The sequence below is a fragment of the Microbacterium sp. ZW T6_19 genome, from assembly GCF_044987465.1.
Lineage (GTDB): Bacteria > Actinomycetota > Actinomycetes > Actinomycetales > Microbacteriaceae > Microbacterium > Microbacterium natoriense_A.
Genome location: NZ_JBJDRH010000002.1, coordinates 337983 through 357373, shown reverse-complemented (window position 1 = coordinate 357373; position 19391 = coordinate 337983). Strand labels below are relative to the sequence as shown.

24 protein-coding genes are annotated in these 19391 nt (G+C 67.9%); 15 read left to right on the top strand and 9 right to left on the bottom strand.

Annotated elements, in window-relative coordinates:
• The first annotated feature begins 67 nt into the window (after nucleotides 1-67).
• Nucleotides 68-1042 (top strand): sugar-binding transcriptional regulator, encoded by a 975-nt coding sequence (locus ACI3KT_RS04220; protein ID WP_404902727.1) that lies wholly within the window; start codon nucleotides 68-70, stop codon nucleotides 1040-1042.
• A 4-nt stretch (nucleotides 1043-1046) separates the two neighbouring features.
• Here the strand turns inward: ACI3KT_RS04220 and ACI3KT_RS04215 are convergent, their stop codons facing one another.
• Entirely contained in the window at nucleotides 1047-2198 is a 1152-nt protein-coding gene (locus ACI3KT_RS04215) for a glutamate--cysteine ligase (protein WP_404902725.1), read from the bottom strand.
• A gap of 208 nt (nucleotides 2199-2406) precedes the next feature.
• Between ACI3KT_RS04215 and rpsP the strand changes: the two genes are divergently transcribed.
• From rpsP to trmD, 4 genes are read left to right on the top strand one after another with little or no spacing between them, the layout of a single operon-like run.
• Nucleotides 2407-2844 carry a 30S ribosomal protein S16 gene (rpsP, locus tag ACI3KT_RS04210; RefSeq protein ID WP_292908973.1) on the top strand — a complete coding sequence of 146 codons (438 nt, stop codon included), beginning with the start codon at nucleotides 2407-2409 and terminating at the stop codon, nucleotides 2842-2844.
• A 6-nt stretch (nucleotides 2845-2850) separates the two neighbouring features.
• Entirely contained in the window at nucleotides 2851-3081 is a 231-nt protein-coding gene (locus ACI3KT_RS04205; protein ID WP_217183775.1) for an RNA-binding protein, read from the top strand.
• Nucleotide 3082: 1 nt separating this feature from the next.
• Nucleotides 3083-3670 carry a ribosome maturation factor RimM gene (gene rimM, locus ACI3KT_RS04200; protein ID WP_292908965.1) on the top strand — a complete coding sequence of 196 codons (588 nt, stop codon included), beginning with the start codon at nucleotides 3083-3085 and terminating at the stop codon, nucleotides 3668-3670.
• A 9-nt stretch (nucleotides 3671-3679) separates the two neighbouring features.
• Entirely contained in the window at nucleotides 3680-4387 is a 708-nt protein-coding gene (gene trmD / locus ACI3KT_RS04195; protein ID WP_292908963.1) for a tRNA (guanosine(37)-N1)-methyltransferase TrmD, read from the top strand.
• Nucleotides 4388-4396: 9 nt separating this feature from the next.
• Here the strand turns inward: trmD and ACI3KT_RS04190 are convergent, their stop codons facing one another.
• A complete protein-coding gene (locus ACI3KT_RS04190; RefSeq protein ID WP_292908961.1) occupies nucleotides 4397-4990 on the bottom strand; it encodes a histidine phosphatase family protein in 594 nt (197 codons plus the stop codon).
• A gap of 43 nt (nucleotides 4991-5033) precedes the next feature.
• On the opposite strand from ACI3KT_RS04190, the gene ACI3KT_RS04185 reads away from it, so the two are divergent.
• Nucleotides 5034-5771, top strand: a complete 738-nt coding sequence (locus ACI3KT_RS04185; protein WP_404902724.1) for a class I SAM-dependent methyltransferase — start codon at nucleotides 5034-5036, stop codon at nucleotides 5769-5771.
• Nucleotides 5772-5800: 29 nt separating this feature from the next.
• On the opposite strand, the gene map is transcribed toward ACI3KT_RS04185, so the two are convergent.
• Nucleotides 5801-6583 carry a type I methionyl aminopeptidase gene (gene map, locus ACI3KT_RS04180; protein ID WP_404902723.1) on the bottom strand — a complete coding sequence of 261 codons (783 nt, stop codon included), beginning with the start codon at nucleotides 6581-6583 and terminating at the stop codon, nucleotides 5801-5803.
• 110 nt (nucleotides 6584-6693) lie between these two features.
• On the opposite strand from map, the gene ACI3KT_RS04175 reads away from it, so the two are divergent.
• From ACI3KT_RS04175 to ACI3KT_RS04140, 8 genes are all read left to right on the top strand, one after another.
• Entirely contained in the window at nucleotides 6694-7182 is a 489-nt protein-coding gene (locus ACI3KT_RS04175) for an MFS transporter permease (RefSeq protein ID WP_307296600.1), read from the top strand.
• Between the two features lie 167 nt (nucleotides 7183-7349).
• Entirely contained in the window at nucleotides 7350-7697 is a 348-nt protein-coding gene (rplS, locus tag ACI3KT_RS04170; protein WP_045259246.1) for a 50S ribosomal protein L19, read from the top strand.
• 116 nt (nucleotides 7698-7813) lie between these two features.
• Nucleotides 7814-8548 carry a signal peptidase I gene (gene lepB, locus ACI3KT_RS04165; RefSeq protein ID WP_404902721.1) on the top strand — a complete coding sequence of 245 codons (735 nt, stop codon included), beginning with the start codon at nucleotides 7814-7816 and terminating at the stop codon, nucleotides 8546-8548.
• Nucleotides 8545-9204 carry a ribonuclease HII gene (locus ACI3KT_RS04160; protein ID WP_404902719.1) on the top strand — a complete coding sequence of 220 codons (660 nt, stop codon included), beginning with the start codon at nucleotides 8545-8547 and terminating at the stop codon, nucleotides 9202-9204. Before lepB ends, ACI3KT_RS04160 begins: the two co-directional genes overlap by 4 nt.
• Before the next feature lie 50 nt (nucleotides 9205-9254).
• Entirely contained in the window at nucleotides 9255-9581 is a 327-nt protein-coding gene (locus ACI3KT_RS04155; RefSeq protein ID WP_130496829.1) for a DUF2469 family protein, read from the top strand.
• 100 nt (nucleotides 9582-9681) lie between these two features.
• Nucleotides 9682-10044 (top strand): YraN family protein, encoded by a 363-nt coding sequence (locus ACI3KT_RS04150; RefSeq protein WP_404902718.1) that lies wholly within the window; start codon nucleotides 9682-9684, stop codon nucleotides 10042-10044.
• Entirely contained in the window at nucleotides 10041-11570 is a 1530-nt protein-coding gene (locus ACI3KT_RS04145) for a YifB family Mg chelatase-like AAA ATPase (protein ID WP_404902717.1), read from the top strand. The genes ACI3KT_RS04150 and ACI3KT_RS04145 overlap by 4 nt, the downstream gene beginning before the upstream one ends.
• Nucleotides 11567-12007, top strand: a complete 441-nt coding sequence (locus ACI3KT_RS04140; protein ID WP_404902715.1) for a hypothetical protein — start codon at nucleotides 11567-11569, stop codon at nucleotides 12005-12007. The genes ACI3KT_RS04145 and ACI3KT_RS04140 overlap by 4 nt, the downstream gene beginning before the upstream one ends.
• A gap of 302 nt (nucleotides 12008-12309) precedes the next feature.
• Here the strand turns inward: ACI3KT_RS04140 and ACI3KT_RS04135 are convergent, their stop codons facing one another.
• The 5 genes from ACI3KT_RS04135 to merA are packed head-to-tail and all read right to left on the bottom strand — an operon-like array spanning nucleotide 12310 to nucleotide 16225.
• Nucleotides 12310-13233, bottom strand: a complete 924-nt coding sequence (locus ACI3KT_RS04135) for a cytochrome c biogenesis CcdA family protein (RefSeq protein ID WP_404902714.1) — start codon at nucleotides 13231-13233, stop codon at nucleotides 12310-12312.
• 3 nt (nucleotides 13234-13236) lie between these two features.
• Nucleotides 13237-13764 (bottom strand): TlpA family protein disulfide reductase, encoded by a 528-nt coding sequence (locus ACI3KT_RS04130; RefSeq protein WP_404902712.1) that lies wholly within the window; start codon nucleotides 13762-13764, stop codon nucleotides 13237-13239.
• Nucleotides 13761-14063 (bottom strand): hypothetical protein, encoded by a 303-nt coding sequence (locus ACI3KT_RS04125; protein WP_230113532.1) that lies wholly within the window; start codon nucleotides 14061-14063, stop codon nucleotides 13761-13763. The genes ACI3KT_RS04130 and ACI3KT_RS04125 overlap by 4 nt, the downstream gene beginning before the upstream one ends.
• Before the next feature lie 29 nt (nucleotides 14064-14092).
• Nucleotides 14093-14755, bottom strand: coding sequence for an organomercurial lyase MerB (gene merB, locus ACI3KT_RS04120; RefSeq protein ID WP_230113531.1), 663 nt, complete (start codon nucleotides 14753-14755; stop codon nucleotides 14093-14095).
• Between the two features lie 45 nt (nucleotides 14756-14800).
• A complete protein-coding gene (merA, locus tag ACI3KT_RS04115; protein ID WP_230113530.1) occupies nucleotides 14801-16225 on the bottom strand; it encodes a mercury(II) reductase in 1425 nt (474 codons plus the stop codon).
• Between the two features lie 109 nt (nucleotides 16226-16334).
• On the opposite strand from merA, the gene ACI3KT_RS04110 reads away from it, so the two are divergent.
• Nucleotides 16335-16724, top strand: a complete 390-nt coding sequence (locus ACI3KT_RS04110; protein WP_230113529.1) for a heavy metal-responsive transcriptional regulator — start codon at nucleotides 16335-16337, stop codon at nucleotides 16722-16724.
• Between the two features lie 212 nt (nucleotides 16725-16936).
• Here the strand turns inward: ACI3KT_RS04110 and ACI3KT_RS04105 are convergent, their stop codons facing one another.
• Nucleotides 16937-19234 (bottom strand): hypothetical protein, encoded by a 2298-nt coding sequence (locus tag ACI3KT_RS04105; RefSeq protein WP_404902711.1) that lies wholly within the window; start codon nucleotides 19232-19234, stop codon nucleotides 16937-16939.
• Nucleotides 19235-19391 lie beyond the last annotated feature (157 nt).

The window sequence follows — 19391 nt, the reverse complement described above, 5'->3', positions numbered from 1 at the left end:
TTTACCCAGCCGGGCACAGCGCGCAAGCCCACTGCACATATGTGCAAGGATCGAACTCCAGGAGGTCATGATGGCGAAGACGGAGGCGCAATCCCGCGACTCGAAGCTGGTCGCGGCGCTCACCGCGGCGCAGCTCTACTACATGCAGGACAAGACGATGGAGGTGATCGCGCAGGAGCTCGGGACGTCGCGATCGTCCGTGTCGCGGCTGCTCAGCTTCGCCAGGGAGAGCGGACTGGTCGACATCCGGATCAACTCACCGCTGGAGCGGCTCGGAATGCTGGAGCAGCGCATCCGCGATCGTCATCACGTCGCGGCGCACGTCGTCCCGATGCCCGAGATCGTCAGCGAGGTGGAGCGTCTGGAGCGCGTCGCCCTCACCGCGGGTCGCCTGCTCTCGCAGTTCGTGGACTCCAACATGATCGTCGGCGTCGCGTGGGGATCGACGATCAGTGCGGTGAGCCGCGGGCTCACGCAGAAGGAGACCCACAACACCACATTCGTGCAGCTCAACGGCGCCGGCAACACGCAGACCAGCGGCGTCGAGTATTCGAGCGACATCCTGCAGCGCTTCGGCAGCGCCTTCGGCGCGCAGGTGCAGCAGTTCCCCGTACCGGCGTTCTTCGACGATCCGCATACGCGGGAGGCGATGTGGCGTGAACGCAGCACTCGGCGCGTGCTCGATCTTCAGGCGAAGATGGACATCGCCGTGTTCAGTCTCGGATCTCCGGCCGCGGAAGTTCCCAGCCGGGTGTACGTCGGCGGCTATCTCAGCCGCGATGACTACCGGAGCCTTCGCGAGGACAACGCGATCGGCGATGTCGCGACCGTGTTCTTCCGGGCGGACGGGTCGTGGAGGGACATCCGCGTGAACGCCCGGGCCACGGGCCCAGGACTCGACCGGCTGCGGCGCGTTCCGCGGCGCGTGTGCGTGGTGTCCGGGATCCCGAAGCTGATCAGCCTGCGGTCGGCCATCGCCGCCGACCTGGTCACCGACGTCGTGCTCGACGAAGGCCTCGCGAGGCGTCTGGTCGACGACTGACGCGTCACGTCTCGTGCGTCGAGGCCTCAGGGCCCGAGCGGAACTCCCGGATCAGATGCTGAACCACCGCGGACAGATCGCCGGCTGCGGCATCCGCCACCGACAGCTGGCGCGCATAGCTCGCACCGTCGTCGAGGATCCGCGACACGCTGGCGAACTCCCGGTCGCAGCCGAGATCGAGCGCAATCGGCGCGAGCTCCTCCAGAGTGTCGGAGAGGTGATCGCGCACGCTGCGCTGACCGCCGAGCGAGTCGACGATCACGCGCGCGTCGAGACCGTATCTGGCCGCGCGCCACTTGTTCTCGCGGTGGTACCACGCCTGAAGCTCGGGTAGAGGGCGCCCCTCGTCGAGCTGTCGGGAGAAGTGCTCCACGAGCACCTGGATCAACGACGCCACGGCGGCCAGCTCCGGCAGAGTCGACATGCCGTCGCAGGCTCGCACCTCGATCGTGCCCCAACGCGGTGCGGGACGGATGTCCCATCGAACCTCGGAGGCGTCGGCCATCACACCGGTGCGGACCATGTCATCGAGAAAGGACTCGAACTGCGACCAGTCGTGCAGAGGCCAGGGGAGTCCCGCCGTGGGCAGCTGCTGGAAGACCAGAGCGCGGTTCGACGCGTAGCCTGTCCGCTCGCCGGCCCAGAACGGGCTCGACGCAGCGAGGGACTGCAGATGCGGCAGGAAGCCTGCGAGCGCGTTGATGATGGGGAAGACCTTGCGGTGGTCCTCCACGCCGACGTGCACGTGGATGCCCCAGATCATCATGTTGCGTCCCCACCACTGGGTGCGCTCGATGAGCTTGTGGTAACGCGTCTTGTCGGTGACCTGCTGCTCGTACCACTGAGCGAAAGGATGACTTCCTGCGGAGAGCAGCTCGATGCCCGCAGGGTCCGTCGCAGCGCGCACGGCGGAGATGGCCTTGGCGATGTCGTCGATCGCGTGCGCGACGGAGGAGCCGATTCCGCTGGTCACCTCGATCGTGTTCGTGAGAAGCTCGCCGGTCACGGTGTGACGTTCGTCTGCGCTTTCGGCCTCGAGCGCGGTGAGCAGCTCAGGAGCGCGTCCCACCAGGTCTCCGCTCGCAGGGTCGGCGAGCATGATCTCCCATTCCAGCCCGACGGTGGAGCGGGCGGACGGAGCGAATTCGAGCTTCACGAGCACAGTCTGGCACGCAGCCAGTGCGACACGACCCCACCGTGTCGCCACGTTTCGCGCGCAGGCCCCGCATCTGGCAGAATAGAGGTTTGGACGACGTGCTCGACCCTCTATCCAGCACTCATCCTCCCTTTCAGAGCTTCCGCCGGGTGTGCACCCCACTCTCCAGGCGATCGGTTCGTTTCCTTCCACACAATTCAGGAGAATCGTGGCTGTCAAGATTCGTCTCAAGCGCCTGGGCAAGATCCGCGCGCCTTACTACCGCATCGTCGTCGCCGACTCGCGCACCAAGCGCGATGGTCGTGTGATCGAGGAGATCGGCAAGTACCACCCCACCGAGGAGCCTTCGTTCATCGAGGTCGACTCCGAGCGGGCGCAGTACTGGCTGTCGGTCGGCGCTCAGCCGACCGAGCAGGTCGCCGCTCTGCTCAAGATCACGGGCGACTGGGGCAAGTTCAAGGGCGACAAGGACGCGAAGTCCACCCTCAAGGTCGCCGAGCCCAAGGCCCCCTTCGAGATCGACGCGGCCAAGAAGTCCGTCGTGAAGCCGAAGGCGGAGAAGAAGGAGGCTCCCGCTGCGGAGGCTCCCGCCGCTGTCGAGGCCGACGCGGAGGCCGCTGAGGCTCCCGCCGCAGACGCGGAGTAATCCGTCGTGCTCGCCGCCGCGCTCGAACACATCGTCAAGGGGATCGTCGATCACCCGGAGGATGTGCGCATCAATGCGTCCACGTCGCCGCGAGGCGACCTGCTCGAGGTGCGCGTGCACCCCGACGACCGTGGACGCGTGATCGGGCGCGGCGGCCGCACCGCCAAGGCATTGCGCACGCTCATCGCCGCCCTGGCAGATGGTCGTCGCGTGCGCGTCGACGTCGCGGACGACTGACGTGGTGCAGAAGGACAGGAACCAGGGCAAGAACCAGCTGCGCGTCGGGCGCCTCGTCAAGGCCCATGGCCTCAAAGGCGCGCTGAAGCTCGAGCTGTACACCGACAATCCCGAGCGGCGCTTCACGCCGGGTGCCGAGTTCACGTTGCAGGTGCCGGAGGCATCTCCGTGGCACGGCAAGACCGTCACCGTGCGCGAGTACCGCGTCATGAACGGGAATCCGGTCGTCTTCTTCGATGACGTCGATGACCGCAGCGACGCCGAGGGTCTGGTACGGGCGATCCTCTGGATCGACCAGGACACGTCCGAGGTCGAGGAGAACGCGTGGTTCGACCAGCAGCTGGTCGGACTCGACGTCGTACGCGATGATGTCGTCGTCGGACGTGTCTCGCGTGTCGAGCACTTCCCCGCCCAGGACCTTCTGATCGTCAAGGCCGGAGAGCGCGAGATCATGGTTCCGTTCGTCGAGGCGATCGTGCCGACGGTGGACGTGGCCGGAGGCCGAGTCATCGTCACTCCGCCCGCCGGTCTCTTCGAAGAGCTTCCGGATGCTGTCGAAGAGGATGCCGTCGCCGAAACGGATGAGTGAGGTCGCGCCGTGCGCATCGACGTCCTCTCGATCTTCCCGTCGTACTTCGACGGTCTGACACTCTCCCTTCTCGGGAAGGCCCGCGACTCAGGCATCCTCGATCTGACCGTTCGTGATCTCCGCGACTGGACGCACGATAGGCACCGCACGGTCGACGACACGCCGTACGGCGGTGGCGCCGGCATGGTGATGAAGCCCGAGCCCTGGGGACTGGCCCTCGATGAGCTGGGCGCAGGGTCCGAGCGCCCGACCATCATCTTCCCGTCGCCCGCCGGCGAGGTGTTCACACAGGCGAAGGCCCGCGACCTCGCTACCCGCGAGCACCTCATCTTCGGCTGCGGACGGTACGAGGGCATCGACGAGCGCGTGTTCGAGTACGCCTCGACGATCGGCGAAGTGCGCCTGATGAGCCTCGGCGACTACGTGCTGAACGGGGGAGAGGTCGCCACGATGGCGATGATCGAGGCGATCGGCCGACTGATCCCCGGCGTCGTCGGAAACCCGGAGAGCCTCGTCGAGGAGTCTCACGAAGACGGCCTCCTCGAGTACCCCTCGTACACGAAGCCCTCCGTCTGGCGTGAGCGTGCTGTACCCGATGTGCTGCTCAGCGGCAACCACGGAGCCATTGCGACCTGGCGCCGAGAGCAGCAGATCCATCGCACGAGGACGCGGCGCCCCGACCTGCTTCCGGACGACAGCGAGCCGAACCCCGTCTGAGCTCCGAATTCAACGGATCCGCTCGATCCCGTTCTCGATCTCGAAGACGACGTCGTGCGGATGCCGGAGCGCCAGCGCGCTGCTGGCGTCGAGTCCGCGCAGCTCCGCGCGCAGCATCCGTCCGATCATCTCGTGGCTGACGAGAAGCGGCACCCCGCTCGCGGCCCAGCCGCAGACGGACAGGGCTCGGCGCGCGCGTGCACGAGCCTGGGCGTAGCTCTCGCCGCCGGGGAACCCCCATCCGTAGCGGTTCGCCGCTCGGTCGGCCCGTGCTTCCGGGTATCTGACGTCGATCTCCTCCCAGGTCAGGCCGGCCATCTCGCCGTGGTGCACCTCGGCGAGGTCCTCGACCTCGATCAGTTCGACATCGAGACGCTCGGAGATGATCGCCGCTGTGCGCAGCGCCCGCCCGAGCGGGCTCGTGCAGACCACCGTGATGTCGGAGCCCGCGAGGTGCTCGGCGATGACCTTCGCCTGACGGAGGCCCTCGGGCGTGAGAGGTGAGTCCAGCTGCCCCTGCAGCCGATGCTCGAGATTCCAGCTGGTCTGTCCGTGCCGCGCCAGGAAGAGGCGCTCCGGCACGTGACGGTCCTGCGGGATCATGCACTCAATATGGCACACGGATGCGCGCTGGTAGCGTCGAGGCATGGTCGATGAGACGCTGGCGAAGTCGTTCGAGCGCACGGGAGCGGACTACGACCGTTTCCGACCGGGGTTCCCCGCAGCCGCGGCTCGGATGCTGATCCCGGAACCGGTCGGCGTCGCACTCGACCTCGGCGCGGGGACCGGCAAGTTCACCGAACAGCTGCTCGGGCGCGCGGATCGGGTCATCGCCGTCGAACCCGCAGCTCCGATGCTCGACGTTCTTCGTTCGAAGTTCCCCGACGTCGAGGCGTTCGAGGGGACTGCCGAGAGCATCCCAGTTCCTGATTCCTCGGTCGATGCGGTGTCGGTCGCACAGGCGTTCCACTGGTTCGATCGTGAACCGGCGTGCGCTGAGATCGCCAGGATCCTCATCCCGGGCGGAATGCTCGGCCTCCTCTGGAATCATGCGGACCCCGCATGCGCGTGGGATCGCGCCGCGCATCAGATCGCGCATCCAGCCGTTGCCGACGTCGACGGCACGTCCGCCAGCGCCGCCGAGGACCTTCCCGGGTTCGCGTTCGTGGAGCGCGCCGAGCTGCGCTGGAGCGAGCGCATCACTCGCGCCGACTATCTCGGCCGGTGGTCGACGGTGAGCACGTTCCTCGTCGCGGACGACGTCACGCGAACGGAGATGACCCAGGCGATCGAGCGCATCCTCGACCGTGACCCGCAGACGGCCGAGCGTGCAGCGTTCGATCTGCCGCTCGTCACCGATCTGTTCCTGTATCGACGAAGCTGAGAGCTTCTGCTGCCACGGCGGGCGTGGCGTCAGTCGACTCCGAGGAACGAGCGGTCGGTCAGGACGATCGGACCCTCGTCGGTGACTGCGACGGTATGCTCGGAGTGCGCTCCTCGCGAGCCGTCGACGCTGCGCAGCGTCCAGCCATCCGGGTCGGTGACGAGCTCATCGGTCGTGGCGAGGAGCCAAGGCTCGAGTGCGAACACGAGACCGGCGCGCAGCGGGAAACCGCGACCGGCACGGCCGTCGTTGGGCACGTGCGGGTCGCCGTGCATGATGCGTCCGACGCCGTGGCCGCCGAAATCGGTGTTGATCGAGTAGCCCTCGCCATGAGAGACCGCCGCGATCGCAGCGGAGATGTCGCCGATGCGATTGCCGACGACAGCCGCGGTGATCGCGGCGTCGAGCGCTCGCTCGGTGGTCTCGATCAGCCGGAGGTCCTCGTCGCGCGGGGTGCCGACGACGAAGGACACCGCGGAGTCGGCGACCCAGCCATCGACCGAGACGGCGAAGTCGAGTGAGACGAGATCGCCGTCTCGCAGCGCGTAGTCGTGGGGGAGACCGTGCAGGACGGCGTCGTTCACGGAGGTGCAGATGACCTTGCCGAACGGGCTCGCGCCGAACGACGGGTGATAGTCGATGTAGCAGGACTCCGCGCCCGCCTTGCGGATCATGTCATGCGCCCGGCGGTCGATGGCGAGCAGGTTCATGCCGACCTTCGTCTCGTCTCGCAGCGTCGCCAGGGTCTCGGCGACGAAGCGGCCGGCGGCGCGCATCTCGTCGATCTCAGCAGGGGTGCGCAGTTCGATCATCGTCAGTCCTCTCGTCCCGTCCATTCTCCCTGATGCGGCGATGCCCGGCGTTCGCGCGCTCACAGCGAACACGCCGGCTCGCGACGTCAGGGCGACGTACGATTCTTGGCATGAGGTTGCGTGAGGCGTTCTTCCGGTGGCTGCTGCCGGCGGCCTTCGTGCTGCCGCTCTGGCTGGTGCTCGGCGGGATCGTGTTCCACGCCGGCTGGGGCATGCTGTGGGTGCTGTTCATCGCTGTGCCCTCGGTGTTCCTGGGCCAGTTGCTGCTCACGCTGCTGACGCGGTCACGTGCGTCCGTACGTGCCGAACGCGCGGTGTCGTGGTGGGACGTCGCGGGATTCACGCTGTGGCACGGTCTGACCATCGCTGTCGGATGCTTCATCGACGGGGCCTTCGGATGGCTGCTCGCCGGCGCGATCGTCGTCGGCATCGGCCTGATCTGGCTGCAGCTGTGGCAGTTGTGGAACGAGGCCAAGGGCGCCGGCATCCGCATCCGCGAGACGATCTCCTGGTCGACCGTCCCCGGCCAGCCGTCGTCCGCCACGACCGAGCGCGAACCAGAGGTCATCGTCGTGCGTGAGAGCGATCCGCGCGACTGAGCCCCGTTTTGGTCACCGCGGCGTTCCGTGGCAGAATGGATGTTTGTGCCGTGACCGGTTCTGCCTCAGGGGAACCCGCGGAAGCATCTGCTCCGTACGACGCACACCTGTTCTTGTTCCTATGAAAACATGCAACCGACCTGAGGCGAGTGCAGAGAGAGACGATCATGCAGATCCTCGACGCCGTCGATGCGGCTTCCCTCCGTTCGGACATCCCCGACTTCAACGCCGGTGACACCGTCAACGTCCACGTGAACATCACCGAGGGCACCCGCTCTCGTATCCAGGTCTTCAAGGGCGTCGTCATCGGCCGCCAGGGCGACGGCGTTCGCGAGACGTTCACCGTTCGCAAGATCAGCTTCCAGGTCGGCGTCGAGCGCACCTTCCCGGTGCACTCCCCGGTGATCGACCACATCGAGGTCGTCACCCGCGGTGACGTGCGTCGCGCGAAGCTCTACTACCTCCGCAACCTCCGCGGCAAGAAGGCGAAGATCAAGGAGAAGCGCGACCGCTGAGTCGCAGCATCTCCACAGCACCCCGGGACACGATGTCCCGGGGTGCTGTGTTTTCCCCCACCTGTGCGAACCTTGGTAGGGCCGTGCTCGAACGGCCGAGTCTGTGAAGGAAACCGATGACGACTGAATCCGCGTCCGCACCCACGCCACCGGTGAAGAAGAGGCGCGGACTCGTCGTCTTCCTCCGCGACGTGCTGGTGATCGTCGTGATCGCAGCTCTCGTGTCGTTCGTCGTGAAGACCTTCGTCGTCCGCTCGTTCTACATCCCGTCCGCATCCATGGAGCAGACGCTCATGGTCAACGACAGGATCCTCGTCGACGAGCTCACCCCGCGCTGGGCGGGCTACGAACGCGGCGACGTCGTCGTGTTCAAGGACCCGGGCGGCTGGCTCGACGCGCAGCCCACGACGCCGCCGCAGCCGCCTCTCGTGCAGGCGATCGACTGGGTGCTGACGCTCGTGGGAATCTCCGCGACCGACTCCCAGGACCATCTGGTGAAGCGGATCATCGGTCTCCCCGGCGACCACGTCGTGTGCTGCAACGCTCTGGGGCAGATCACGATCAACGGCACGCCGGTGGACGAACTCTCGTATCTCAACCTTCCTCAGGGCGACACGGCGGCATCGAACGAGCCGTTCGACGTGACGGTTCCCAGCGGCTCCCTCTGGCTGCTCGGCGACAACCGCGACCGTTCTCGGGACTCGCGAGAGCACCAGGAGCTCCCGAGCGGAGGCTTCGTGCCGATGGCGAACGTCGTCGGCAAGGCCTTCCTGACGACCTGGCCGTTGAGCCGGTTCGGCACGATCGACGCGCACCACGACTCGTTCAACGGCGTTCCGGATCCCGAATGACGGTGATCGCCCCGAAGCTCACACTCGAGCGCAAGCTGCTCTCCGAGTGCGAGCTGATCATCGCTCTCGACGAGGTCGGCAGGGGAGCTCTGGCAGGACCGGTCGCGGTCGGTGCAGCGGTGATGGACGCCGCGGGAGCCCGCAGACGGGTGCCGGAGGGTCTTCGTGATTCGAAGCTCGTCACGGAGAAGCGCCGTCCCGACGTCGCGACCCGCGCGGCCGCGTGGGTGTCGGCATCCGGTGTCGGCTGGGCGAGTGCCGCCGAGATCGATGAGGTCGGCATCATGCGCGCGCTCGGTCTTGCTGCCTCCCGCGCGGTGCAGAGCGTGGTCGAACAGGGCTTCGCGGTCGAGAGTGCGCTCGTGCTGCTCGACGGCAACCACGACTACGTGTCGCGCGTGCATCCGGTCCCGCTGCGAGTGCGCTCCCAGGTGAAGGCGGATCGCGACTGCGCGTCGGTATCAGCGGCATCCGTCATCGCCAAGGTCGCGCGCGACACGTACATGACGGAACTGCACGACACCTACCCCAACTATCAGTGGAGCCGCAACAAGGGCTATGCCAGCACGGAGCATCGCGACGCGATCCGCACGCTCGGTCTCTCGCCGTACCACCGTGCATCATGGGCGATCACCGACGCTCCCACCCTGTTCTGAGCGGGCGAGGTGCGGCCCGCCGCCGCGTGCGACTCTAGGATGGACTCATCATGGATGAGGAAGCATTCGACGACTACGACCGCGAACTCGAGCTGGCGCTGTTCCGCGAGTACCGGGACGTGGTCGGCCAGTTCGCCTACGTCGTCGAGACCGAGCGTCGGTTCTATCTGGCGAACGAGGTCAACGTCGTGCGGCGTGACACCGAGCACGACTTCTATTTCGAGATCTCGATGACCGACGTCTGGGTGTGGGACATCTATCGCGCCGACCGCTTCGTGAAGGCTGTGCGGGTCCTGACCTTCAAAGACGTGAACGTCGAGGAGCTGCAGCGCCGCGAGTTCGAGCTTCCTCAGGAGCTGTCGCTCGACGGCGAATAACTCTGCACCACCGTTCTCGTTCGACGGGATATCCACATTCCCGCGTCGTTCCGCGAGCAGACCGCGTCGAGCGTAACGAGATCTTCGCGACCATGTCGTCATGGCAGCGAAAGACATCCTCGGCAGAGCCGGTGAAGACCGGGCGGTCCGCCATCTGATCGAGAGCGGATACGAGATCCTCGACCGCAATTGGCGGTGCGCGCAAGGCGAGCTCGACATCATCGCCGCGGTCGATGGCGCCTTGTGCGTGGTCGAGGTCAAGACGCGACGATCGGCCGCTTTCGGCCACCCCTTCGAGGCGGTCGACGTCCGCAAGCGCAGACGCCTGTGGCAGCTCGCTCACGCCTGGATCGAGGCTCACCCTGAACGGGCGTACGGACGCAGAGTCAGGCTCGACGCGATCGGCATCATCGGAGCGGACCCGGATGCCGGCACGCTCGAGCATCTGCAGGACCTTTCGTGAAGACCGCGCGGACCTGGGCAGTCGCTCTCACAGGGGTCGACGGCCATCTCGTGGAGGTCGAGGCCGATCTGTCGAATCAGACGCCCGAGTTCAAGATCATCGGCTTGCCCGACAAGGCGCTGGGAGAGGCCGTTCAGCGGGTGCACAACGCCTGTAAGAACGCGGGCCTGGATCTGCCCCGACGCCGGCTGACGGTGAACCTGTCGCCGGCCAGTCTGCCGAAGCAGGGTTCCGGTTTCGATCTGAGCATCGCGGTGTCGACGCTCGCGGCGGGTGGTTCTCTGCGCCGCGAGTCGATCTCCCGCACCGTGCACATCGGAGAGCTCGGTCTGGACGGCCGTGTGCGTCCGGTGACAGGTGTGCTGCCCGCCGTGTTCGCGGCCGCGCGCGCCGGCTTCGAGCGGGTGGTCGTGCCGTTCGCGAACGCGGCTGAAGCGCGGCTCGTGCCTGGCATCGAGGTGCGAGCGGCCGTGTCGCTCGCCGAAGTCGCGGCGTGGCACGGTGCCGAGGTCGCGGTCCCGCAGGTGGAACCGGTCGCGGGCGCCGCCCACGTCGCGGAGCCGCCGTCGGTTCTCGATCTCGCGGACGTCGTCGGCCAGGAGGACGCCATCGACGCGCTCGTCGTGGCTGCAGCGGGCGGGCATCACCTGCTGCTCAGCGGACCACCGGGGGCCGGCAAGACGATGCTCGCCCGTCGCCTTCCGGGGATACTCCCTCCGCTCACAGACGACGAGGCGCTCGAAGTCGCCTCGATCCGCTCTCTCGTCGGCGATCCGGTCGACAGCCTCGACCGGATCTCTCCGCTCGAGGCTCCTCATCACAGCGCTTCGGTCGCAGCGCTGGTGGGCGGCGGATCGCGGGTCGTGCGTCCCGGCGCCATCGTGCGCGCGCACAGGGGAGTGCTTTTCCTCGACGAGGCGGCGGAGTTCTCGCGCGTCGCTCTGGACGCGCTCCGGCAGCCGCTCGAGTCGGGGGCGATCGAGGTGCACAGGTCAGGCTTCATCGCGCGGTTCCCCGCGCGCTTCCAGCTCATCCTGGCGACGAACCCCTGTCCGTGCGGCAACTACGGAGTACGCGGCGCGGAGTGCGTCTGCCCCTCCCTGGCGATTCGCCGATACGCCGACAGGCTCTCCGGGCCGCTGCGAGACCGCATAGACATCGAGTTGCAAGTCGCGCGCGTCGCGGCGGCGCGCGCGACATCGGCCGAGCGATCCGAGACGTCCACTGCTCAGGCGCGGGAACGGGTGCTCGCAGCGAGAGAGCGAGCGGCTCATCGGCTGCGCGGCACTCCGTGGCGGTTGAACGGAGACGTGCCGGGGACCTGGCTGAGGCAGGGCGCGCGCCGCGTGAGCGCAGAGGCGAGGAGCCCCCTCGACCGGGCACTGGAGCGCGGGGCTCTCACGCTGCGCGGGTACGACAGGGTCCTTCGACTGGCCTGGACCATGGCCGATCTCGCCGGCGTCGACCATCCGGGGCGGGACCAGGTGGGGCGAGCCCTGTATCTGAAGAAGGGACGCAGCGCATGATCGCGCGACTGCTGCAGGATTCCGAAGCGAAGGATGCGGCGCGGGCGACGTGCCCGGAACGCGACGTCGACGAGGTGCTGGCCAGAGTCGCGTGGAACGTGCTCGCCGAGCCCGGAGATGGTGTCGCCGGTGCGCTGATCGCTGAACTCGGACCGGTCGAAGCGCTGCGCGTGGCGACAGATGCCGATGCCGTGCTCGTGCCGCCGGTGACGCCTCCACGAGCGCTGCAGGAGGCGATCGAGCGCTGGCGGCCCCGCGCATCGCCGCATGCCGTTCTCGACGCGCTCCACGGTGCGGAGGCCGTACGGGCGCGGCTCGTGCTGCCTGGCGATGCCCTGTGGCCGGCGGCGATGGACGACCTCGACGTTCATGCCCCGACCATGCTGTGGGTCAGGGGAGATGCCGGGCTGCTCAGCGCTGAACCCAGGTATTGGTAGCACGCGTTATTCGCTGTGGCGCTATTGGGGGTCCATGGGCCGGGCAGCACTGTCTATCCATGCGGTCCGGCGTGGGTGCCTCAGCTGGGCTGCGACCAGCACAGAGAGTGCCACGCGCGGTGCCGGTGGCCGATCACCCAGGGTTACCGAGGATCCCGTCGACCCCTGCGCCGCGAATTGTCGCGATCGCTGGTGAGGTTCGACAGTGTCGTCCGTGTCTGATGATCAGGCGGAGCGGGTTCGGTGTCCCGGTTTCGTGATTCCGGTCGTTGACGCCGTCTTGCATTGATGTGTTGAGCAGTTCAATGCTGTTTGGTCGGCGCGCTCGGCTGGTCGCCGAGAGAGTGCGTCGGCGGCGGGCCGCAGCAGTTGTCCTGGGTCTTCCGTGCGGAGCTCTGACGGTTTCGATGAAGGATTCCGATCAGCACCACGACGAGCACCACGGTGATGGACAGCCCGGCGATGACATCGGTGCGATCTTGGAGCCAGCCCGATATCGTCGCGGCGACGGCGGTGAGGACGTCGGCGCGACCGGATGCGGGGGTATCGCCGGTGGCGGCGGGGTACCAGTACCACGCCAGGTAGACACCAGTGAGGACGAGGACGGCAGCGGTGACCTTGGGGCCGAGTCGGGCCATTGCCGTGACGCGCCGCGAGAGCGCGGACCCGGCTGCCGCGGCGACCACGGCGACGAGCAGCAGCACGGTGGCGGAGCCCGCGGCGTATACGCCGAACACGAGGAGCAGGCTGGCGAAGCTAGCAGTCGCCTGGGCCTGAGCGATGACCGCAAGGAGCACGCCGAAGGTGCACGAGAGCGACGCCGCGGCGTAGCCGACACCGAATACGACCATGCGCGCCGTGCCGGGCAGCCGTTCGGTCACCCGGCCGGGGATGCCGGGCAGTCGGAGGGAGATCGATCGTCCCGCCAGCATCGCCCCTCCGAGCAGTACCAGCACGATCCCGACGGCGAGGCCGAGCGCTGGGGCGGCCTGGATCAGGCCCCGTGCGCCGGCGCTGACCACGACGCCGGCGAGGGCGAGCGTGCCCGCGAACCCGATCGTCAGAGCGAGGCCAGCTCGCAGGGCGTGCAGGAGGCGCACCGGGACCGGGGCGGAGGCGGCGTCGCCGAGCGTGTGGGTGATCCATGCCGGGAGCAGCGCGAAGCCGCAGGGATTGACGGGGGCGATCATACCGGCCGCGAAGGCGAGGGCGAGGAGTCCTCCCATCGCTCAGGCTCCGGCTTTGTCGAGTTCGGCGACGATCGTGTCGGCGTCGGGGTCGGTGGCGCGGAAGGTCACCTTGCCATCCGCGTCGACCACGATCAGCGTGGACAGCGCGACGACCTCGAACCGCTGAGACAGTGCTGCGCCCTCGTCGATGGCGGCGGGGACATGCTCGGCGTCGACGTATTCCATGAAGCTCTCGATGGTCTCCCTGGGCTCGCGCGGATCCATGTCGACGGCGAGGAACTGGGCATCGATGCCGGCCTCCTCTGCATCGATGGCTGCCTGGCCGAGGGATCCGACTCCGCCGACGCATTCGCCGCAGCCGACGGAGAAGAAGAACACGGCTGCGGGTTTCCCTGCGGCCGGCAGGCTGATCTGCTGACCGTCGATGCTGGCCACTGTTACGACAGTGCCAGCGTCTGCAGAGACGGGACCCTCGTCGCTGCTTCCACAGGCGGTCAAGGTCAGCGAGCTTGCGAGCAGGAGGCTCGCGAAGGAGAGGGTCGCGCGGTGGGTGCGGGAGGTCGTCATCGTTTCTGTTCGTCTTCCGTGTCGGCGTGGTGGGTGGAATCGGTCGGAGGGCAGCAATCGGAATCGGTGAAGCCGCGGCGGGTTCGACGGCGGGCGACGGTGAGAGCCACGAGCAGGACGAGCGCGATGCCCACGCCGATCACCCAGGGGTTGCCGATAAGGAGCCCGCCGATGCTGGCGAGCACTCCGCCGGCGATGAGGACGGGCAGCGCGCAGCAGAGGACCACGAGGAGTACCGCACCGGCACCCAGAAGCAGGCCGCCGCCACCCCGCGACCGGTCGTCGTGGTTGGAGGTCATGGCGTTCTCGATTTCATCCGTGTCGTGCCTCAGCAGCAGCGGTGGCAGTCATCGGCCACCGGGGCATTGACCCGCACCCGGTCGAGCATGCTCGTTGTGAGCTCCTGCCCGATCCGGTGGGCCTCGGCCACCGGGACCACCTCGGCACCGGGATGCTCAGTAAGCCACCCGGTGGCGTCGTTGATGGAGGTGAAGTAGTGCACCTGATTGCAGAAGTTCGAGCGGATCGAGGTGATCTGATCCGGGTTCACCAGCGACACCACGGCGGTCGAAGGCGTGACGGCGGTGACCCCGGTGGCCGGGTCGATGGTGACGTGGATCGTCTCGCCGCTGGCCGGGGAGATGGACTCCACGCGGGCCGTGCGGTCGAGGAGGGTCGGGAAGATGAGGGTGTCCAGGGCGCACCAGGTGTAGAGCTCTTCGCCGTCGACGGTGAACCGGTGCGGTGTGGGGCGCAGCGTGAGGCCCTGGCCGACGAGCCGGCCCTGGTCGTCGTACTCGGTGTCCGGCACCGCGGCCAGCCCGTGCCGCACCTCATCGGGGGTGCGGCCGGCGGCCGCGGCGAGCTGCCCGACCGTAACGGGGTCGCCGTCAACGAGCAGGCGAAGCAGCGGGATCAGCAGATTGGGGTCGAGCCCGGTTTCCTCGGTCCGGCCGAGTCGCTCGGGCAGTTGCGCGCTGAGGTCAGACATTGCGGGTTTCTCCGGTTCTGTTTGCGGGACGATGTGCGTTGCCGTTCATGCGCAGCACGACAGCAGTGACGGGTCGGTGGTGAAGGACTTCGCGGTAATCCGGATGCCCTCGGCCATGGTCAGATAGGGGGCCCACGCGTCAGCGACTTCGGCAATGGTCTTGCCGAGCACGTGGACGCCTGCGGCGGCGAGTTCCCCGGCGTCCTTGGCGACGGCGGTGAGGCCGAGGATCTGAGTCGTGTCGGCGTTCACGACGATCTTGATGAACCCGCGGGTGTCGCGGTTCACCACGGCGCGGGGCACATACTGCAGGGGCAGCACGCGGCAGTCGCAGCGGATCCCCGCGGCGATGACCTCCTTCTCGGTCATCCCGACCGCGCCGATCGCCGGTCCGGTGAACGTCACCCGCGGCAGACGGGCGTAGTCGACGGACCGGTCGGCGTCGGCGAACGCGTTCTCGGCGACGAGGGTGCCGTGGTGGGCGGCGACGTAGACGAACTCCGGGTGCCCGGTCACGTCGCCCGCGGCCCAGACCCGTGGATTGGACGACTGCAGCCGGTCGGAGACGACCACCTGGCCGGAGTCCCCGGTCTTCACCCCGACCGCATCGAGGTTCAAACCGTCGGTGACGGGACGGCGTCCGAGGGCGACGAGCACCTGGTCGGCGCGGAACGCCTGCGCGCCGCCGGACACGTCCGCGGTCACCACGACCTGCCCGGTCGCCGCGTCCCGGGACACCCGGGTCGGCACCGCGCGGCGGACCACGCGGATGCCCTCGTCGGCGAACACCTCCTGCAGTGTCCGGGACACCTCCGGCTCCTCCTTCGACGCGAGCCGGGACCGCACCAGCACGGTGACCTGGGAGCCGAGGCGGGCGAACAGCTGCGCCTGCTCCAGAGCGACGTAGCCGCCGCCGAGCACCAGCATCGACTCGGGGACCTCGGTCAGGTCCATCGCCGTGGTCGAGGTCAGGTACCCGGCCTCGTCCAGGCCGTCGATCGGCGGGGCCCACGGCCGCGCACCGGTGGCGACCAAGTAGTGCTCGGCCTCGATCGTCTCGACCGCTCCGTCTGCGGCGGTGACCTCCAACACCGGCGCGTCCGGGGTGCCCGCGAACCCGGCGTCTCCCCGCCGGACGTGCCACCCGTATGAATCGGCGACGTCGGCGTACTTCTCGCTCCGCATCGTCTCGACCAGCGCCTGCTTCCCGGCGATCAGCGCGGTCATGTCCACCGGCCCCGCCGACGTCGCGATCCCCGGGAACCGTTCGGCGGCGTCGGAGGCGACGTGCCGTGCATCGGCGGCGGCGATGAGGGCCTTCGACGGCACGCAGCCGGTGTTCACGCAGGTGCCCCCGAGCGTTCCGCGCTCGATCATCACCACCGACTTCCCGAGCATGGTCGCGCGAATCGCGGCGGCGAACGCTCCGCCGCCGGATCCGATGATGGCGAGGTCGTACTTCGTGGGCATCGCTGCTGCTCCTGTCAATGCTTGGACTTCTGTTCCGTTTCAGCCATACTGGACCTTCCAGTGCAGGGGAAGGTCAAGCGTGGCCCCTGCCGAATGATCGGAGGTCGCGATGCGCATCGGAGAACTCGCCGAACGCGCGGGCACCACCGCGAAGACCCTCCGGTTCTACGAGGAGCAGGGCCTGCTGCCCACGGCCGACCGGACGCCGTCCGGGTACCGCGACTACGCGCCCGACGCCGTCGCCCGGATCGACTTCGTTCACCGTGGCCAGGCCGCAGGCCTCACCCTCGCTCAGATCCGCCAGATCCTCGACATCCGCGACAGCGGACACGCGCCCTGCGCGCACGTGCGCGACCTCCTCGACGCGCGCCTGAGCGAGATCGAGCAGCAGATCGCCCAACTCACCGCCTTGCACGACACCATCGCCGACCTCAGGCACGACGCCGCGCACCCGGACCCCGACACATGCAGCCCGGACCAGGTCTGCCGATACCTGTAGTTTTTCTCCCCGCAGGCGAAAGGCCATCGCCGGGCGATTAGTACCCGCACTATTCGCTGTGGCGCTATTGGGGGTCCGCGAGAGGGTCTTCGGGGCAATCGATGGGTCCGTGTGTTGGGCAGAGCCAGACCGGCTCATGTCGGAGGCGTTGGGTTAGGTCGCCGCCGTCCTCGGATCCGCGTAGCCGGCCAGTAGGGGTGTTCGCTTCACCGTCAGAGGATCGGGATGGGCATGCCGATCCGTTCGAGGACCGCGGCGGCGTAGGCGTTGCTGTTCGCGCCGATCGCGTTGGACCACGCGATCGCCGAGGTGATGTCCAGTCCGGTCAGCCGGCTGAGCACGACGGGTGGGAGTTCCTGCGCAAGAGCGATCAACGCGCTGGTGCGCGCCAGCCGCGGCGGGATGCCGACGGCGCGGAGCCGCGCATTGAGCGTGTCCGGGGCCATGTGGTGGCCGGCGCGGGCTCCTGGATAGACCCACTCCTGCTCGATACTCTCCACGAACATCCGGGGCGCGGTGCGGTTACTGGCTGCTCCGACCGCAGCCGGCGCGAGCTCAGCGGGAAGCACGAGAGGTTCCGCCCCGAGACGGACAAGCACGGTCTCCTCGGTCACGGTGACGTCCTCGGCGCGCAGCTGGACGATCTTCGCTGCCCGGATGCCGAACATCAGCATCAGCCCCGCGGCGAACTTCGTGTGCGGATCGATGGAGGCGTCGGAGGTGACGTCGGCGAACAGCCGCCAGCGTTCGTCGTCGCTCATCGCCTGCGGATTCAGTCTTCCTGACGGCGGCCTGGGGGCGACGAGTCGTCGGGACGTGCCGTCTCGTCCGGCCCATTTCAGGAAGTGGTGAAGGAACGGACGGGTGCCGCCGGTGAGCCATTCGTCGACGTCCGCCTGGGTCAGGGATGCGAGAGAGCCTCCTCGGGAGTGGATCCAGCCCAGGAGTTCGATGATCCCCATGATCTCGATCCGCCGCCATGACAACTGCCCGGAGCGGGAGGGCATCGTGTTCCGTCGTAGCGCGCGAAGGTGCCGCCAGCGCGCGTATTGGGTGACGGTGCGTCGCTCGCCTGGGTCGGGGATCTCCGCCAGCGCATTGGGGAGCCAAAGCTCGAACCGGGCGAGCAGTTCGTCTCGGGGCGGAAGCATCTCGTGGTCGATGAGCACGGACCGCACTGCTCGAGTCTGGTATTCGGAGCCGGCCTGGTCGAGGTAGGCGTGGGTGCGCAGGGTCGGGTCTGTGAGCACCCGGGTGATCAGGGTGCAGGCGACGGTGCCGCGCTCGAAGGCGTGGATGATCTTCGACGGCGCGCCCTGGAACCATCGCTCTCGCAGGTGGGCGATGCGAGTGTCGGACGCCGCGAGGTCGTCGGGGATCATCTCGCGGATCATCTGGTCGGCGCGGCAGCGTGGGCAGAGCTTCGCGATCAACCTTGTGACAGTCCCGCAGCTGGTGCAGGGGCGGAAGGACTCCGGTTGGCGGGGATAGCAGAGCGGGCAGAACGGGCGACCCCCGATCCGACCGTTCACGATCCGGTCGTCGCCGCAGCTCGTGCAGGTCTCGATGATCGGTGCGACGCAGGCAAAGCAGAGGTATCCGGAGCCGTCTTCGGCGCGTCGGTGGCGCAGTCGGACCTCCCCGCAGCTCACGCAGGGCTCGCGCGGGTTGGAGCACTGTTCGCAGGCTGCGCGTGCGGTGCCGGGCCAGCGGCATTGCCGCTCGTTCCCGCAGATCGTGCAGATGTCGACGCTCGCCTCGTCACTGCAGGGCTTGCAGATCGCTTTCTCGCTGCCATGGAACAAGCAGGCTGTGATCTCCCCGCAGACCGTGCAGGTGTCCAGCTGGGAGGAGGCCCGACAGGTCGAACAGAGCGGGCCGTCAGGGCTCCGGTAGGCGATCAGGCGATGGTTCCCGCAGCGCACGCAGACGGCGTTCTCGTCGGGGAGCTTGTTCGTGCAACGTTGGCAGATCCGGCGACCATCCGAGAGCAGCCGCTCCAAGTTGGTGACGTCACCGCAGCTGTCGCAGCGGCTGTGGTGTGCAATCCGGTAACAGCGCCGGCAGCTCACCCGCCCGTCGACGCGTTCGGTGAGTGTGCGCGTGGTCCCGCAACCTCCGCAGCGGCGCTCCGGGAGCCGTGCGCCCTGCTGGTGCAGCAGATCGTAGAAGGTGCCGAACAGAACCGATCCGACCGCGGGATCCGCGAACCAGTCCAGGCCATGAGCCCGCAACTCGATCATGAGTCGGACGCGGCGGTCTCGGCCAGCCGACGCCATCTGCTCGAGCGCGTGCCGGATGATCGCGGTCGCGACGCGGCGATGCAGGCGCACCTCTTCAATGATCCGGTCGGCCGCGTCAGCCTTCATGTCGACCCAGCACCGCTTGCAGTACTCAGTCTCGCCGTGCCCGGCCTGCAGGCTGCGCGTCTGACCGCAACGATCGCAACGTCCGGTCCTGGCAGCGAGCCGGCGAACGCAGCGCGCGCAGATCCTCCCCGTGGATGTCACCTGCAGGAGCTTCCGCTGCTCTCCGCACTGGGCGCACCCCGGCGGCTGAATGGTGTGCGCTCCCGCCTCGTGAAGTCGAAACAGCAGGCTCGCGAGCGCCGGCGGAGTCCGCGGGTCCGCGGCCGTGAGCAGCCCCGGTGACGCAGTCACGAGGTCA

What these genes read in the sequence shown, in the direction of transcription:
- ACI3KT_RS04220 (WP_404902727.1), top strand. Translation starts at nt 68, where the DNA reads ATGATGGCGAAGACGGAGGCGCAATCCCGCGACTCGAAGCTGGTCGCG.
- ACI3KT_RS04190 (WP_292908961.1), bottom strand. Translation starts at nt 4,990, where the DNA reads ATGATCCCGCAGGACCGTCACGTGCCGGAGCGCCTCTTCCTGGCGCGG.
- ACI3KT_RS04185 (WP_404902724.1), top strand. Translation starts at nt 5,034, where the DNA reads ATGGTCGATGAGACGCTGGCGAAGTCGTTCGAGCGCACGGGAGCGGAC.
- map (WP_404902723.1), bottom strand. Translation starts at nt 6,583, where the DNA reads ATGATCGAACTGCGCACCCCTGCTGAGATCGACGAGATGCGCGCCGCC.
- ACI3KT_RS04175 (WP_307296600.1), top strand. Translation starts at nt 6,694, where the DNA reads ATGAGGTTGCGTGAGGCGTTCTTCCGGTGGCTGCTGCCGGCGGCCTTC.
- rplS (WP_045259246.1), top strand. Translation starts at nt 7,350, where the DNA reads ATGCAGATCCTCGACGCCGTCGATGCGGCTTCCCTCCGTTCGGACATC.
- lepB (WP_404902721.1), top strand. Translation starts at nt 7,814, where the DNA reads ATGACGACTGAATCCGCGTCCGCACCCACGCCACCGGTGAAGAAGAGG.
- ACI3KT_RS04160 (WP_404902719.1), top strand. Translation starts at nt 8,545, where the DNA reads ATGACGGTGATCGCCCCGAAGCTCACACTCGAGCGCAAGCTGCTCTCC.
- ACI3KT_RS04155 (WP_130496829.1), top strand. Translation starts at nt 9,255, where the DNA reads ATGGATGAGGAAGCATTCGACGACTACGACCGCGAACTCGAGCTGGCG.
- ACI3KT_RS04150 (WP_404902718.1), top strand. Translation starts at nt 9,682, where the DNA reads ATGGCAGCGAAAGACATCCTCGGCAGAGCCGGTGAAGACCGGGCGGTC.
- ACI3KT_RS04140 (WP_404902715.1), top strand. Translation starts at nt 11,567, where the DNA reads ATGATCGCGCGACTGCTGCAGGATTCCGAAGCGAAGGATGCGGCGCGG.
- ACI3KT_RS04135 (WP_404902714.1), bottom strand. Translation starts at nt 13,233, where the DNA reads ATGGGAGGACTCCTCGCCCTCGCCTTCGCGGCCGGTATGATCGCCCCC.
- ACI3KT_RS04130 (WP_404902712.1), bottom strand. Translation starts at nt 13,764, where the DNA reads ATGACGACCTCCCGCACCCACCGCGCGACCCTCTCCTTCGCGAGCCTC.
- ACI3KT_RS04125 (WP_230113532.1), bottom strand. Translation starts at nt 14,063, where the DNA reads ATGACCTCCAACCACGACGACCGGTCGCGGGGTGGCGGCGGCCTGCTT.
- merB (WP_230113531.1), bottom strand. Translation starts at nt 14,755, where the DNA reads ATGTCTGACCTCAGCGCGCAACTGCCCGAGCGACTCGGCCGGACCGAG.
- merA (WP_230113530.1), bottom strand. Translation starts at nt 16,225, where the DNA reads ATGCCCACGAAGTACGACCTCGCCATCATCGGATCCGGCGGCGGAGCG.
- ACI3KT_RS04110 (WP_230113529.1), top strand. Translation starts at nt 16,335, where the DNA reads ATGCGCATCGGAGAACTCGCCGAACGCGCGGGCACCACCGCGAAGACC.